This is a genomic window from Brevundimonas bullata (assembly GCF_014207965.1).
GTDB classification, from domain to species: Bacteria; Pseudomonadota; Alphaproteobacteria; order Caulobacterales; family Caulobacteraceae; genus Brevundimonas; species Brevundimonas bullata_A.
Genome location: NZ_JACHLM010000002.1, coordinates 504,232 through 518,003 on the forward strand (window position 1 = coordinate 504,232; position 13,772 = coordinate 518,003).

Below are 13,772 nucleotides of genomic sequence, written 5' to 3' on the forward strand. Positions count from 1 at the left end.
GCGGCGATGACCAGGCTTTGCACCAGGAGTCTCCGCGACATCGTCTCCGCCCTGGGCGGGGACCTCCATCATGGCGGCGGCAGCGCCCATGTGCCGGCGCCGGGTCACAGTTCGGGGGACCGCTCCGTCTCCCTCCTGCTCGACGGCGACCGACTGGTGATCCATGGCTTCGGGGCGGCGGACTGGCGCGAGGTCCGCGCCCAGTTGCTGGGGCTTGGTCTGATCGACGCCGCAGGCCGACTGACCGGCGGGGCGGTGAGGTCGGGCCTGGGGCAAGCCGCACCGGCGCGGCCGTCGCCCCATGTCCGCATCGCCGCCGCCCGGGCGCTCTGGTCCGAAGCCTTTCCGCTCGTGGACGGCGATCTCTGCCATCGCCATCTGGGGCTCAGGGGCGTCCGTCTTCGATCCTTGCCGGATGAACTGCGTCGCCACCCGGCGGCGCCGGTGTCGGTGTTTCAGCGATCCGGACTGACCAGTCCGGCCATGATCGCCGCCATCCGCACCTCTGACGGGGCGCTCAGTGCCGTGGAGATCGCCTATCTCGGCCCGGACGGACGGACCGCCCGTCACCTTCGGCTGCCCCGCAAGATGGTCGGGTCGGCGCCGGCCGGCGTGGCGGTGCGCCTGTCTTCCCTGGGCTCCGAGATGATCGTGGGCGAGGGCGTGGCGACGACGCTGTCGGCCATGGCGCGCTTCGATCTGCCGGGCTGGGCCCTGTTGTCGGCGGACAACCTGGGCCGCTGGTCGCCGCCAGCAGGCGTGCGCCGCATCCTGATCGCCGGCGATCGCGGCCGGGCTGGAGAGGCGGCCTCTGCAGAACTGTGCGGACGGCTCAGGGGCGCTGGGCTGGCGGCTGAGGTCCGCCTGCCGCCGTCGTCCTGCGGCGACTGGAACGAGGCGACCGTCCTGGAGGAGGAGGAAGGGCGGGGCGTCGCGCCGACAGGGCGGGGATAGGCCTCGCCGTCCGGCGGGAGAAGACCCATGACCCGTTCCGCTTCAAGGAAGACCGCCGCGCCAGGCGGGGTGACGACCCCGGCTTCAGCCGCTTCTGCGCCGTCGCGCCGCCAGATGACCGTATGCCTTGGCGACCTGGATATCGCTCCGGAGAACCTTCGCCACGGCGAGGCGCCCGACGACGACATCCCGCAACTGGCCGACACCATAGCCGCCGCCGGTCTGCTGCAGTTCCCGACCGTCCGGCCGGGCACGGGCGACGAGGCCGCCCACATGGTTCTGGACGGACGCCGGCGTCTTCTGGCTCTTAGGCTTTTGCGCGACAGCGGCGCGATCAACGACGAGCATCCGGTGGAGGTCTTCGTCGAGACTGACCGGGCGCGCCAGGCCGCGGCGGTCGTCCTGACCAATACGGCTGTGCCCGTCCATGTGGCCGACGTCATCGCCGCCATCGGCCGCATGTTGAAGGCGCGGCTCGGGGTGAAGGCGATCGCCCGGGCGCTCGGCTATGGCGAGATCGAGATCCGTCGTCTGGCGGCCTTGTCGGCCCTGCCGGCCGTAGCGCTGGAGGCGCTCAAGACCGGACGCATCACCCTGCGTCAGGCCCGGCTCCTGGCCCGGCTGAAGGACGCAGAGGCCCAGGCGGAGATGGCCCAGGCTGTGCTGGACGGCTACGGCCTGCCGGAATGGCGCATCCAGGAACAGCTCGGACAGGGCCGCATCACCGACCGCGATCCCCGCTGCGGCCTGGTGACGCTCGCCCTCTAGAGGGCGGAGACGAGGTTGAAATCGAAGGCGCCGACGAGACCCCAGTTCATGGCGCCGATGATGACCAGGAGAAGGGTGACGAGATTGACGGCTTTCATGGTCTGTCCTCCGTAAGATGCCGATCAACCGGCTGGACCCCGTCCCTGTTCCGGCGAGACCGGTATCGGTCAGAGACGCGGGCATGAGCGCGCCGGGCTGCCCGTCCTCGCGAGGCGGCGCGCCTTGTCTTCCGCCCGGCTCGAACCCGAGGACGAGATCGGGGATTGATGTCATGGGGCCGAACGCCGAAGGAGGCGCAGACCGATGATCAGGAACCAAAAGTCCGATGGGGCCGGGCCCCGCAGCGAGGGACCAGGAGGGGTGGAAGAACCCGCCCAGGGCGCGCCGAAGGCCGCTGCTCAGCAAGGCCAGGCCAAGCCGCTCGCGGATATGGCCGACGACGGGGCGGACGAACTGCTTGTCGACGGTCAGGAGGAGGTGTTTTCCCGAACGGAAATCGAGAGCGGCCGGATCGAACATCATGTCGGCGAGGAGCGCGTCGCCCCAGTGTCGTCTTCCCGACGCACGCCTCCTGATTAGGAACCCGGGCTCGGGCCATGGTTTCAGATCCCATGCCCCATCCCCTCCAGGAAAAGGACGCCCAGTGGCGCCGACGCGGCCAGGGCGCCAGGCCGATCTTCGATCCCGGCGCGGCGCCAGCCGGCGCCGATGAAGAGGCCGGAGGCGCACGCTCGGTCGCCCCTGCCGAAGACGGTCCTGAGGACCCCTTGCCCACGGAGCCTGTATTCCAGCCAGGAGGACCGCGTCTCACGCCGACCTTCTGGTACGGATGCGCGGCCGCCATCGGTCTGGTCATGGTCGTACTCGGCCTCTTGAGCCTGTGAACAGGGGCGGACCGTAAAAGGCGTCGGCTATCCGTCACAGAGGCGTCTGCCCCCCATATCCCCTATGAAAAGGACCAACATGCACCGGAATCCCCATGAAGCCTCGGCCAAGGCCGTGCGGAGCAACCGACCGGTTGAGGCCCAGTACGTGCGCCAGGGCCGAAAAGGGTCGCGGATCATGGCGGTCCTCCTGGGAGGTCTGGTGCTGACGGCTGTCGGCTTCGCCCTGGTCTGGGCTTTCTGGGCGGGCCCATTCGCCTCCGCCCCCGCAGATAACGGGGCTCAGGTCGAAGACGCCGCAGCCTTCCAGGAGGAGCCCCTCCAGACATCGACGGATGAAGCCTCGGCGACATCGGCCGATCGTTCCGCTCGCGCCGAGACAATCGCCGAAGAACAGCCGACTGCGTCCACGCCGTCACGCTGACGCTGAAGATGCAGAGCTTTGTCTTCGAATCCGACGCAGGGCCTGAGGGCAGAAGGATCAGGTGGGAATCGAGCCTTGCCTCGGTGCGGGAAGCCCAGGTGGAGGCGGTGCGCACCCTGGGCGAGCTTCTCCGGGACGACGGAGTCGTTTTCTGGAGCTCGCCCGAGGCGCGGATGACGGTCTCTTCGCCGCAAGGCGAGATCCTGTTCCAGCTGGTGTTGAGCTCGATGGGGACGCCGGCCCTTGCCGCTCTTGTTCGGGACGAACGACAAGAGGACCCGGAGGCCTGCCGCAAGGCCCTGTGGGAAATGCGCGAGATCGCCGCCGCCGCGGCGCTTCAGGACAGCCCCATGAGCGATCAGGAAGCGCTGCACACGCTGGCCGCCATAGCGGCCTGGGTGCAGACCGAGGCGCCGGCCGACGGCGCGGCCTGCGGGGCTGTGATCGATCTCCTGGTTAATCTCACCGTGGGTGTCGATATCGACGCCCTGGACGACGCCCAGGCCACGACGCTGTTTCGCCGGATCGAGAAGAGTCTGGCTGTCTGACCCAGGCCTGTGGAGCCGTCAGGTTGCGATCTCTATCCAGGTCGGAGCGTGATCGCTCGATTTTTCCCAACCTCTGACTTCGCGATCGACATTGGAGGCGCGGAGACGATCGACGAGGGAGGGGCTGACCAGAAGATGGTCGATGCGCAGTCCGGCGTTGCGGGCGTAGGCGTTCCGGAAATAGTCCCAGAAGGTATAGAGGATCTCCTGCGGGTGGTGCTGCCTCAGGGCGTCCGTCCATCCCTGGTCGAGCAGACGGCTGAAGACGCGCCGTGCCTCTGGGCGAAAGAGGGCGTCGTCCGTCCAGCGCTCCGGCTTGTAGACGTCCGCCGGGGTCGGGATGATGTTGTAGTCGCCCGCCAGCACCACCGGAGCGCCGGTCTCGATCAGCCGGGCCGCGTGGACGATGAAAGCGTCCGCCCAGGCGAGCTTGTAATCGAAGCGGGCGCCAGGGGCCGGATTTCCGTTCGGCAGATAGAGGCAGCCCACGAGAACGCCGTTTATAGCCGCCTCGATATAGCGACTTTGACTCGGGTCAGGGTCGCCCGGAAGGCCCCGACGGGTCTCGTGGATGGCGGCGTCCCTCGCCAGGATGGCTACGCCGTTCCAACTCTTCTGACCCAGCCAGATCGCCACATAGCCGAGGTTGCGGAGGGCCTGGGCGGGGAAGTTCGCCTGTTGGACCTTGAGCTCCTGCAGACAGACCACGTCCGGGCGGGTCGTCTCAAGCCAGCGGAGCAGTACGGGCAGCCGGCCGTTGATCCCGTTGACGTTATAGGTGGCGATCCTCATCGCGGACCTGGCTTGGAGGGGGAGGGGCGGCGGCGCCGATCGCCAGATGGGGCCGTTTGACGGAAGGACAGGAAGGCCATGGCCTGTAAAGGCGGACGGCGCGAAGCCGTTCCTCAGGGTTCAAGTTGGCGACGACTCAGGAACCTGCGTCTGGCGGGGCGGAGGCCTTGACGTCCACGCGCCAGATTTCGCGACCGTCGGGGTTCAGAACGAAACAGGCCGAAGCTGATCGGCCTCTGACCAGACGAAGACGTCGGCGGGCAATTCGGCGGCAACCGGACCCTTCGCGGCAGGCGACGGCAGCTGTGGGAACCTCGTTGTCGAGCACGTGGTCCTTGCCCGCTGCGTGACGATATACGCCAGCATAGACATCTGTGCGCTGGAACGTGATCATCGAAATGCAGGTCAGACGCCGAAAAAGGGGCTGGCGGCCAAGAGGATTTTTCCGACTGCCTCGGGCTCTCGTCGGTACACGTGAACCGTGCCGACGTGCGGGCGACGTCGGCTCGTCAACAGTTTCCGACACGGTCCGTCATCATCGGCGTCGCGTCGCCCTCCATCAGGAGCTCGCCAACAACCCTTCCAGTGCTTCTCAGCGCGTCCAGCCGCTCTTCAGCCTGATCCCATTCCCCCGCATGCAGGCGGCAGGAAAGGGTTTTGCCCAGCCATTCGTAGTCGATGAGGAAGGTCTTGTCGGCCATGATGCTTCTCCCTGATCCGAGCTGACGGCAGCGAAGCGGGAGCGCCCGGCCTGGCGGCCGGACGCATCCCTGATTCTCAGCGACGGTTCTCCCATCCGCGGCGGGAGGCCTCGGAATGGCCGCGGGAATCTCCGAACCAGCCGCCGTGTCCACTATCCGAACGTCCCGAGCGATCGTCGTCGTCACGGTCCGAACGGCTTCTGCTCTCCCAGCCGCGCCGCGCTGCTTCGGCGTGGCCGCGAGAGTCCCCGTACCAGCCGCGGCCGTCGCCATCCTCGTCGTCCCGTCCGCGGGACGACCGCTCATCGCGATCCCGGTCGGAGGAAGAGCTCCGGCCCCCGCGACCCGATCGGTCGTCGTCGCTCATGAAGCGGCCCTGGTCGTCACGGTCGCGGTCCGAGGACGAGCTGCGTCCGCGTCCGCCGCCGCCGCGGCCCGAACGGTCGTCGTCGCTCATGAAGCGGCCCTGGTCGTCACGGTCGCGGTCCGAGGACGAGCTGCGTCCGCGTCCGCCGCCGCCGCGGCCCGAACGGTCGTCGTCGCTCATGAAGCGGCCCTGGTCGTCACGATCACGATCGGAGGACGAGCTGCGTCCACGTCCGCCGCCGCCGCCGCGGCTCGAGCGGTCGTCGTCGCTCATGAAGCGGCCCTGGTCGTCACGGTCGCGGTCGGAGGACGAACTGCGTCCGCCGCCGCCGCGACCCGATCGGTCATCGTCTCTCATGAAACGACCCCGGTCATCCCGGTCGCGGTCGTCATCGCCGCGCGTGGATCGGCGCTCGTCCCCGCCGCGCCGGGCGGCCTGGGCGTGACCGCGGGAGTCGCCGTACCAGCCACGGCCGTCCCCATCGTCGTCGTCATCACGGAAACTGCGTCCCTCGCCACGGCTGCGCGCGGCCATGGAATGGCCCTCGGAGTCTCCGAACCAGCCGCCGCGGCCGCGACCGCCTCTATCATTGTCGTCACGGCGATCGTCGTCGCGAGAGCGCGAATAGGATCCGCCGCGGCGATCATCGTCGTCATCGCTGATGAAACGGCCGCGTTCGTCTCGTTCCGGTCCTTGATTTCTGGGCATGCCATACTCCTGGGTTGGGCGATTTTCGCCTTGCAGTTGATGAAACGACACGAGGTGCGACGGGCGCAGCCGGTCGGCCTCCTTCAACAGCCGTCGCTTCCGTTCCTGAAGTCGGCGGCCCAGCGCGGCGGTGTCGACGCCGGCTGCCGTCGCCTTGGCGAAGACGCCCGTCCGGGGCGCCTCCTCCTCGGCGACATGGTGTTTGATCTGCTCGGCGAGGACCTTGAACCGGGCGGACTGGAGCGGATCGTCCTGGCTGCTGGCGAGCAGTTCGATGATCAGCAGCTTGGCGCAGTCGTGCTCGACCTGGGCTTCGTCGAGGGCGTCCTCGGTCTCTTCGCCGTCCGCCGCGCGGCAGGCGGGGTAGAAGATTTCTTCTTCGAGCAGGGTATGAAGCGTCAGTTCGGTGCAGGCCTCGCGAATGATCGCGGCCTTGCGCTGGTCGGAGGCGGATTCGAACTCCGCGAAGAGGGCCTCCACGCGGCGATGATCGGCCTTGAGCAGGTCGATGGCGTCGGCCCCCGGGTCGGATGCGATGTCCGGGGTCTTGCTGGTCTTTCGCGGCTGAGCGGGTTTTTCCTGGTTCGCGGCGGCCAATGACCCGGCGCCCGTCCCGGTGTCGTCGGGAGAGGCTTTTGCGCCTGCACCAGGCTTTCCGGACGGCGGAGATGGATCAGCCGCGCCGGCGGCCGTGGACGGTTTCGGGGCTGGAGAAGCGGCGTTGTCTTCCGGCGTCTGCATGACGGCTCCTGTCGAAAGGGGACAGGGGGCAAATCGGCCTTGCCGATGCGAGTTCCGGCCTCGCCCTTAGGACCCGGGCCAGGATCGCAACGGCAAGGCTCAGTCGATCAGTCGGCTTCTTTTCTGCTCTGCATGTGCGGCTTTGCCGGTGGAATTCCGGTCTGGCGGGCTCGCGGGCCGCAGCTTGACGGCGTCGTTCGGCATTCGCACTTCGGCGTTCTCGTCAGGGCCTCGCGCCCCGAGGCGGCTTCGAAATTATTCCTTCGGCGACGCTCTATGGAGACCTTATGTCGCATAGGCGTCTCATCCGGATCGGTCGCGAAGGAGGGCGTCGGCTGGGGGCGTTAGGATTTCGCCGCGCGGGGACCATTGTCCCTGAAGCGCCACTTCATGAACAGCACGCCCGACGCCATGGCCAGGGCGCAGGCGTTCGCGATCGTCACAGGCCAGGCCTCGGTCATGACGCCGTAGATCACCCAGAGGATGAAGCAGGTGACGGTCAGCCCATAGGTCTTCAGGCTCACCGCCGAGGCGTCCCTCTCTTTCCAGATCTTGACGCCCTGGGGCGCGAAGCTGGTGATGGAGCAGACGGCGGCGGCCGAGCCGACGATATTGGCGACGAGTTCGCTCATAGAGCCGCAACGTCAGGCGTCATCTGCTGTTCCTGGGGGCGGACGTGTGCGCGGCGGCATGGCCTCTAGGTCCGGCTCTGAAGCGTGGCCTGCTCCTGCTCGCGCAGCCAGTTATGGGCCCTGGTGGCCGCCACGGCGCCGTGGCCCATGGCCACGCTGATCTGATCCAGGCCTTCCACAAGGTCTCCTGCGGCGAAGACGCCCTCCACCCGGCTTTCGAAGACGGAGCCGGACGTCACGCAGCCTGCCTCGGTGAGATCGAGTCCGAGCTGCTCCGCCAGGATTGACCGCGGTCGGCACCCCAGGGCCGGGTAGATGACGTCGAACGTCAGCGAGGCGCCTATGTCGAGCAGGACGGTGATGTCATCGGCGCCGGGTTGGAGAGCGAGCAGGGCGCCGGATTCCAGCCGGATCCCCGCATCGGCCACGGCCCGGGCCTCGGCGGAGGAGAGTTCGGGACGGTTGAGCGGCATGAGAGTGAGGTTTTGGGAATAGCCGCGCAGGAAGAGGGCTTCAGCGGCGCCATTGGTGTCGCAGCCGATCACGCCTATCCGTTTGCCGATGTGCTCATATCCGTCGCAGACCGGGCAGTAACGCAGCACCCCCGCCCGGATGGCCGCCTCATGGACGGCTTCCGGCAGATCGACCTGGTTGAGATCCACGCCGGTCGCCAGGACGACGGCGCAGCTCCCGCGCGTGGACCCGTCTTTGAGATCAAGGCTAAAGCCGCCGGCTACGGCCTCGATGGCCGCCACCTCCGTCTCCTGGATGACCGCGCCGTACTGAACGGCGTGGCGTGTCATGCGTGCGATCAGGTCGGGCCCGCGAACGCCTTCCGGGAAACCGGGAGCATTGTGCGTGAGGGGAATGCGCAGGGCCCGGCTCTTGCCGTCATGCAGCACGAGAACCTTCCGGCGATATCGCGCCAGGTATAGGGCCGCGGTGAGGCCAGCGGGACCGGCGCCGATGATAATGACGTCGTACCGGCGCCTCGCTTCATTCGTCATGGTTATGGATCAACCCGCTTCTCAACGTCCTACAAACAGGCGGGCGCCCGGCAGCGTTCCGATCCAGTCTGACAACTCTCGCGGGAAACTCCGAAAGTCGCATCGGCGTCCGGGCCCGCCGCATCCCGGGACCGAACAGGGAGCCCTCAGCGGCGGTGGAGCGCCAACGGCCGAAAGGCGCTAGCTGTGATCCCCTGATCCGCTGGAGAAAAACTCGGTCGGGGTCGGCGGTTTCTCGTCAGCCCCCCCCCTGGAAGCGCGACCAGCGCCCATGCACCAGGACCTTCCGTATCGCCTCTATCATGGTCGGGGAGTAGCGCAGTTTTACTGTGGACGTTGCGTCGCTGATCTTGCCGTACGCGACCCGGCAGAACCGAAAAGGACCGGAGGAGACACCGAGGTTGAAGCGCGATGAACATTCGACATCAGATTCAAGGTTCCCCGCTAAGTCTCACCCGGGATAGGGCGCCTGCTTCAGCACACCTGCCAAGTGAGCGGCGTTTGCAGCGAGCATTTCTGCCGTCTTAGCAACCTTGTCGGGCGTCTGGGGGAGGTCCTTGAAGTTCACGGATCCCATGGCTTCCCCCACCCAATAACAGGCTCCCACGGCCGGAATCGTCCACCCAAGGTCGTTGAGCGCCTGAAAGAGCTGGGCTGACGTCGCGTGCGCCCCGTCCTCATTGCCGACGATGGCGGCGACGGCCACTTTGGAGTAGCTTGGCATTCGTCCCTGATCGTCCGTCTCGTCCAGGAAGGCGTCCATGCGTTCAAGGACACGTTTGGCGATGCTAGACGCCTGACCGAGCCAGATGGGCGTACCGAAAATCAGGATGTCGGCCGAGAGGATCTGTTGACGAAGCGAAGGCCAGGCGTCGCCCTCGCCTTCGTCCGAGGTGACGCCCGGAAAAACGTCATGATCCGCCATGCGCAGAGTGGGAGCGATAAGGACATCCAGCCGTTGGAAGGCTTCCGAGATCGTCGCTATCATCGCGTCCGTGGAGCTGTCTTCACCGCGGCTGCGCTTCAGGGTGCAGTTGATGGGCTGTGCTTTGAGCGTCATGTTCAAACTTCTTCCTCTGTTATGAGAAGAAGACGCTCCGATCGGACCGACGTTCCCTTCAGGTCCAGACCCCGACGAGGTTCCCGAGATTTCGATCGGAGATCGGACATCGCGCCATGGCTTCCACAACGGCCGGCCCGCTGCCGCCCCGGACTGTGCAGCACGTGGATCTGAGCGTTCGCACGGCGCCGCTGTTCGTACCGGCGGCGAGAAGGCCGCCGGTACGAAGCATGCCAAGCGGGACTTCGCCAGTCCGGATCAGCTTCCTCGGCGACGGCCGGATCGGCCGCCATCGGATGGAAGCGACGATCGCGGATAACGAGGTGGAGCCGTACCGGTCGCCGATTGGCCCAAAACAGTGCCTATGCGCGTCCCTCGGGCAATGCATAGGCGATGACGTAGTCCCCTTCACGCGTCTCCATGAAATGATGGCCGCCGGCCATGATGACCAGATACTGGCGACCGTTCTGCTCATAGATCATCGGGTTGGCCTGGCCGCCCGCCGGCAGGACGTCCGACCAGACGGTCTTGCCTGTTTCAATGTCGATGGCGCGGATCAGGTCGTCAGTCGCGGCGGCGATGAAGATCAGTCCGCCCGCCGTCACCGCCGAGCCGCCGTTGTTGGGCGTACCGATCTCAACCGGCAGCATGGAGGGGATGCCGAACGGCCCGTTCTTGCGCGCCGTGCCGAACGGACGATCCCACAGGGTGCGGCCGGTCTTCAGGTCGATGGTGCGGATGCCGCCATAGGGTGGCTGCTTGCACAGCAGGCCGGTAAACTTCACCCGCCAGCCAGCGTTGACATCGATGGCGTATGGCACCCCGATCTGCGGATCGCCGGCGCCCTCGGCCTTGGACTTGGACAGGTCGCCGCCGCGGTTGGCCGCCTCCTTTTCGCGCTCGATGTAGCGGGGATCGTCACGCGGGAACCAGCCCAAACGATCGGCCTCGGCGCGCGGCACCAGACGATTATGGTTGGGCATGTCGTTATAGTTGGCGACGATCAAGCCGCGCGCCGGATCAACGGCGACGCCGCCCCAATCCGAGCCGCCGTTATAGCCGGGATACTCGATGTAATACTGGGTCGTCGGCGGCGTGAAATAGCCCTCGTAGCTGGCCTGACGGAACTGGATGCGGCAGAACATCTGGTCGATGGGCGACATGCCCCACATGTCGCGCTCCGTCAGGTCCGGCTTCCGGAGCGTATGGAATAACGAGAAGGGCTGGGTCGGGCTGCGTTGCGAGGGCTCCACCCCGCCCTGGGGCACGCGACGTTCCTCGACCTTGTGCAGCGGCTGGCCGGTGCGGCGGTCAAGGATATAGATGTCGCCCTGCTTGGACGGCAGGACCACCGCCGGGATCAAGCCCGCCGCCGTCGGCATGTCCACCAGCGTCGCCTGGGAGCCCAGGTCATAGTCCCAGACATCCTTCCTCACTGTCTGGAAATGCCAGCGGGGCTTGCCAGTCGTGACATCCAGCGCCACCAGCGAGGTCGAGTATTCATTCTCGGCCGGACGACGCAGGCCCGAATAATAGTCCGCCGAGGAGTTGCCCATCGGCAGGAACACCAAACCCTGAGCCTCGTCCGCCGTGGCCGTGGTCCACATGTTGGGCGTTCCCGGCGTATAGGTCTGCCCTTCCGGCGGCAGGGCGGTGATGTCCGGCCGCATCATGTCCCAGGCGAAGCGCAGCTGGCCGGTTACAGCATCAAAGCCCTGAATGACGCCCGAAGCGTTCCAGCGCTTCTGTCCGTCCAGCACCTGATGCCCCGTCACCACCACGCCGCGCACGATCACGGGCGCCGAGGTGATGGAGACCATGCCCGGGTAGGGATCGCCCATGCCGGTCTTGATGCTGACCGCGCCATTGGTCCCGAACCCGGCGCAAGGGACGCCCGTGCGCGCGTCCACCGCCACCAGCCGACCGTCCAGCGTGCCCTCGATGATGCGCATGGCGCAGGGCTGGGCCGCATCGACATTCGGTTGCGCGAAATAGGACACGCCCCGGCAGGCGGCGGTATAGGGTATCTGGTCGTCGGCGACCTTGGGATCATAGGTCCACTTCTGCTTGCCGGTCGTGGCGTCCAGAGCGAACAGCCGGTTGCGGCCCGAGCAAAGATAGAGGGTGTCGCCGATCTTCAGCGGCGTCGTTTCGGCCCCCCAGCGCTCGCCCGGCAGGTCCCCGGTGCGGAAGGTCCAGGCCCGCTTCAGCCCCTTCACATTGTCCTTGTTGATCTGGCTCAGCGGCGAATATCGCTGACCGCTGTCGGTCCCGCCCCAGGCGGGCCAGTCGGCCCCGGTCTTGATCATGGCCGGATCACCGATGCCTCCCCGCCCCATGGCCGGCACCGGGCTGTCCACCCGCGCCCTGTTGGCCTGGGCCACCACAAAGCCCGAGATCAGCCCCAGCACGAGGATCAGGCCAATGCCCCCCAAGGCCAGCTTGCCGCCCCCGCCTTCACGCTTCAGCGCAGGGAAGGACAGAACCACGAGGATCAGCAGCACCAGAGGCGCGATGACCCGGGGCACAAGGGCCCAACCGTTCAGGCCGACCTCCCATAACGCCCAGATCACGGTGCCGATGAAGATGAGAATGTAGAGCCAGGCGCCCGCAGCCCTCAGGAGGGCCAGAAGCCCCCCGGCGACGATCATCAGCAGGCCGACGATCAGATAGTAGGGCGAGCCGCCCAGCATGATCAGCTGCCCCCCGCCGATGGTCAGCGTCAGACCGATCAGGGCGATGACTACCCCGAGCAATCGCACCAGAACGCTTCCGATTCCGCGCCCGCGTTCAATGGAGGACATGCCGACGACTCCGGGGTTCAGCTTGGCCTTGGCTCAACACCCCCGAAACCGGGCCGTTCCCGAGGAACGGCGTAATTGCCGTCGTGGCGGAAAGAAGTGATATGCTGGCGGCCGCTCAGAAGCAGAAGGGGAAGGTTTCCAGTTCGGCGAAGGCGCACTGGAGAAACCAACCTCGGAGCCGGACGATTGTCGACAGGAACAACTAATCGGGCCGGTCGGTCGACCGTTCGCATCGCCCACTTTCATCTCTTGAGCCCTCACCTGATACTTTAACGCGCAGCGGCGGCGGGCACCCGGGGCGTTTTGGACCGTTCCAAGATGACCGGAGGAGACAGGAGATTGCGCGAACGAACCTTCGTCGATTCCTCGCGTTGCTCAGTCATGCGCCCCGCTTCTCAAAAGCTTCTGAATATCGCCTCAGCTTGCTGCGTCGCCGTTTTCCGAGTGGCCGGTCATGACCTGAGGCTGGACTGCGCATGTCCCGCAGTTCCGCTCGTGCTCCCGAACCCCGGACAAGCCAGCCCGCCCGCTCAAGGCGAAGAATGGTCTGCGACGAACCGCTGGATGAAAGAAGTATGCGTCAGGACCTCCCGTCAAGCAGACCGGATGCGCGTCATGGCCATGGCGTCATGACGTCCCTGTCCCTTTCGTGGAGCGATCTCTGGCCATTGGTCGGGGCCGTGGCCGCTGGTGCGGCGATCGGACTGGAAAGGGAGTGGCGGGGAAGCCCGGCTGGTCTGAGAACCCATATGCTCGTCTCCCTTGCCTCAGCCCTGCTCATGTTGGCGGCGGTCCAACAACTCGCGTGGCTTCGCGATACGCCGACGGACTTGATCCGAATTGACCCGGTGCGAATGGCCCACGGTGTCCTGACCGGCATAGGCTTTCTCGGGGCCGGCGTGATCTTTCGGGAGGGCGCAAGCATACGCGGCCTGACCACGGCGGCGTCCCTATGGATCACCTCGGCTCTCGGAATGCTTTTCGGCGTGGGCTTCTACGGTCTCGGCGCGGCTGGGACCCTGGCCGCTGTGGCTGTTCTGGGCGCGGTGAGCCTGACCGAACTCCTGGTGCCCCAACGTCGCTACCTCGATCTCGTTGTACGGTTCCGGGCTACGGATGCACCGCGATCAGACGAGTTCCGACACTGGTTGAGAGGATATGGCGTGGTGGCGGATTCGCTGGAACAACACTGCGCCGCTGGTGAAAAGGTTCACAAGCTGCGTCTGCGTTGCGAGCGGGGCATGCGGCTTGAAGCCTTGGCGGCGGATCTTGAAAAACGCACGGACGTAGTCAGCTACTCCATCATCCATACCATGCGCTAGCGAAGCGCTCCGGGGGCCATGACGTTTCCGCTTCGCGCGAAAGGGAAAAGCGGAAGCGGA

General features: G+C 66.4%; 15 protein-coding genes. 7 read left to right on the plus strand and 8 right to left on the minus strand.

Going from position 1 to position 13,772, the window contains the following annotated elements; all coding sequences use genetic code 11:
* Positions 1-6: 6 nt before the first annotated feature.
* Both HNP51_RS07075 and HNP51_RS07080 read left to right on the plus strand, forming a co-directional pair.
* On the plus strand, positions 7-954 hold the full coding sequence (locus HNP51_RS07075) for a toprim domain-containing protein (protein ID WP_184268498.1): 948 nt from the start codon (positions 7-9) through the stop codon (positions 952-954).
* Positions 955-981: 27 nt separating this feature from the next.
* On the plus strand, positions 982-1,722 hold the full coding sequence (locus tag HNP51_RS07080; protein ID WP_184268500.1) for a ParB N-terminal domain-containing protein: 741 nt from the start codon (positions 982-984) through the stop codon (positions 1,720-1,722).
* On the opposite strand, the gene HNP51_RS07085 is transcribed toward HNP51_RS07080, so the two are convergent.
* Complete coding sequence (locus HNP51_RS07085) at positions 1,719-1,820, minus strand: DUF378 domain-containing protein (RefSeq protein ID WP_184268502.1); 102 nt, start codon at positions 1,818-1,820, stop codon at positions 1,719-1,721. The genes HNP51_RS07080 and HNP51_RS07085 overlap by 4 nt on opposite strands.
* A gap of 262 nt (positions 1,821-2,082) precedes the next feature.
* Here HNP51_RS07085 and HNP51_RS07090 point away from each other — a divergent pair, with 262 nt between their 5' ends.
* From HNP51_RS07090 to HNP51_RS07105, 4 genes are all read left to right on the plus strand, one after another.
* Positions 2,083-2,301, plus strand: a complete 219-nt coding sequence (locus tag HNP51_RS07090) for a hypothetical protein (RefSeq protein ID WP_184268504.1) — start codon at positions 2,083-2,085, stop codon at positions 2,299-2,301.
* A gap of 32 nt (positions 2,302-2,333) precedes the next feature.
* Positions 2,334-2,606, plus strand: a complete 273-nt coding sequence (locus HNP51_RS07095; protein ID WP_184268506.1) for a hypothetical protein — start codon at positions 2,334-2,336, stop codon at positions 2,604-2,606.
* 79 nt (positions 2,607-2,685) lie between these two features.
* Positions 2,686-3,030, plus strand: a complete 345-nt coding sequence (locus tag HNP51_RS07100; protein WP_184268508.1) for a hypothetical protein — start codon at positions 2,686-2,688, stop codon at positions 3,028-3,030.
* Positions 3,031-3,113: 83 nt separating this feature from the next.
* Positions 3,114-3,578 carry a hypothetical protein gene (locus HNP51_RS07105; protein WP_184268510.1) on the plus strand — a complete coding sequence of 155 codons (465 nt, stop codon included), beginning with the start codon at positions 3,114-3,116 and terminating at the stop codon, positions 3,576-3,578.
* 18 nt (positions 3,579-3,596) lie between these two features.
* Here the strand turns inward: HNP51_RS07105 and xth are convergent, their stop codons facing one another.
* The 7 genes from xth to HNP51_RS07140 all read right to left on the minus strand — a co-directional run bounded on the left by xth (position 3,597) and on the right by HNP51_RS07140 (position 12,390).
* Positions 3,597-4,370 (minus strand): exodeoxyribonuclease III, encoded by a 774-nt coding sequence (gene xth, locus HNP51_RS07110; protein WP_184268512.1) that lies wholly within the window; start codon positions 4,368-4,370, stop codon positions 3,597-3,599.
* 509 nt (positions 4,371-4,879) lie between these two features.
* Complete coding sequence (locus tag HNP51_RS07115) at positions 4,880-5,071, minus strand: hypothetical protein (RefSeq protein WP_184268514.1); 192 nt, start codon at positions 5,069-5,071, stop codon at positions 4,880-4,882.
* Between the two features lie 76 nt (positions 5,072-5,147).
* Positions 5,148-6,887, minus strand: coding sequence for a hemerythrin domain-containing protein (locus HNP51_RS18970; RefSeq protein ID WP_221434173.1), 1,740 nt, complete (start codon positions 6,885-6,887; stop codon positions 5,148-5,150).
* A 344-nt stretch (positions 6,888-7,231) separates the two neighbouring features.
* The gene (locus HNP51_RS07125) at positions 7,232-7,519 is read right to left on the minus strand and encodes a SemiSWEET family sugar transporter (protein ID WP_184268520.1); all 288 of its coding nucleotides are present in this window, start codon (positions 7,517-7,519) and stop codon (positions 7,232-7,234) included.
* A 65-nt stretch (positions 7,520-7,584) separates the two neighbouring features.
* A complete protein-coding gene (locus HNP51_RS07130; protein ID WP_184268522.1) occupies positions 7,585-8,526 on the minus strand; it encodes an NAD(P)/FAD-dependent oxidoreductase in 942 nt (313 codons plus the stop codon).
* Between the two features lie 451 nt (positions 8,527-8,977).
* Positions 8,978-9,586: a flavodoxin family protein gene (locus HNP51_RS07135; protein ID WP_184268523.1), complete on the minus strand. Its 609-nt coding sequence runs from the start codon at positions 9,584-9,586 to the stop codon at positions 8,978-8,980.
* A 362-nt stretch (positions 9,587-9,948) separates the two neighbouring features.
* Positions 9,949-12,390, minus strand: a complete 2,442-nt coding sequence (locus tag HNP51_RS07140) for a membrane-bound PQQ-dependent dehydrogenase, glucose/quinate/shikimate family (RefSeq protein ID WP_184268524.1) — start codon at positions 12,388-12,390, stop codon at positions 9,949-9,951.
* Between the two features lie 629 nt (positions 12,391-13,019).
* Between HNP51_RS07140 and HNP51_RS07145 the strand changes: the two genes are divergently transcribed.
* Positions 13,020-13,712, plus strand: a complete 693-nt coding sequence (locus HNP51_RS07145) for an MgtC/SapB family protein (RefSeq protein ID WP_184268526.1) — start codon at positions 13,020-13,022, stop codon at positions 13,710-13,712.
* Positions 13,713-13,772: the final 60 nt, after the last annotated feature.

Excerpts from the sequence above, each read along its gene's own strand:
- HNP51_RS07095 (WP_184268506.1), top strand. The coding sequence starts at position 2,334 with ATGCCCCATCCCCTCCAGGAAAAGGACGCCCAGTGGCGCCGACGCGGC.
- HNP51_RS07130 (WP_184268522.1), bottom strand. The coding sequence starts at position 8,526 with ATGACGAATGAAGCGAGGCGCCGGTACGACGTCATTATCATCGGCGCC.
- HNP51_RS07085 (WP_184268502.1), bottom strand. The coding sequence starts at position 1,820 with ATGAAAGCCGTCAATCTCGTCACCCTTCTCCTGGTCATCATCGGCGCC.
- HNP51_RS07135 (WP_184268523.1), bottom strand. The coding sequence starts at position 9,586 with ATGACGCTCAAAGCACAGCCCATCAACTGCACCCTGAAGCGCAGCCGC.
- HNP51_RS07115 (WP_184268514.1), bottom strand. The coding sequence starts at position 5,071 with ATGGCCGACAAGACCTTCCTCATCGACTACGAATGGCTGGGCAAAACC.
- xth (WP_184268512.1), bottom strand. The coding sequence starts at position 4,370 with ATGAGGATCGCCACCTATAACGTCAACGGGATCAACGGCCGGCTGCCC.
- HNP51_RS07075 (WP_184268498.1), top strand. The coding sequence starts at position 7 with ATGACCAGGCTTTGCACCAGGAGTCTCCGCGACATCGTCTCCGCCCTG.
- HNP51_RS07140 (WP_184268524.1), bottom strand. The coding sequence starts at position 12,390 with ATGTCCTCCATTGAACGCGGGCGCGGAATCGGAAGCGTTCTGGTGCGA.
- HNP51_RS18970 (WP_221434173.1), bottom strand. The coding sequence starts at position 6,887 with ATGCAGACGCCGGAAGACAACGCCGCTTCTCCAGCCCCGAAACCGTCC.
- HNP51_RS07125 (WP_184268520.1), bottom strand. The coding sequence starts at position 7,519 with ATGAGCGAACTCGTCGCCAATATCGTCGGCTCGGCCGCCGCCGTCTGC.
- HNP51_RS07100 (WP_184268508.1), top strand. The coding sequence starts at position 2,686 with ATGCACCGGAATCCCCATGAAGCCTCGGCCAAGGCCGTGCGGAGCAAC.
- HNP51_RS07080 (WP_184268500.1), top strand. The coding sequence starts at position 982 with ATGACCCGTTCCGCTTCAAGGAAGACCGCCGCGCCAGGCGGGGTGACG.
- HNP51_RS07145 (WP_184268526.1), top strand. The coding sequence starts at position 13,020 with ATGACGTCCCTGTCCCTTTCGTGGAGCGATCTCTGGCCATTGGTCGGG.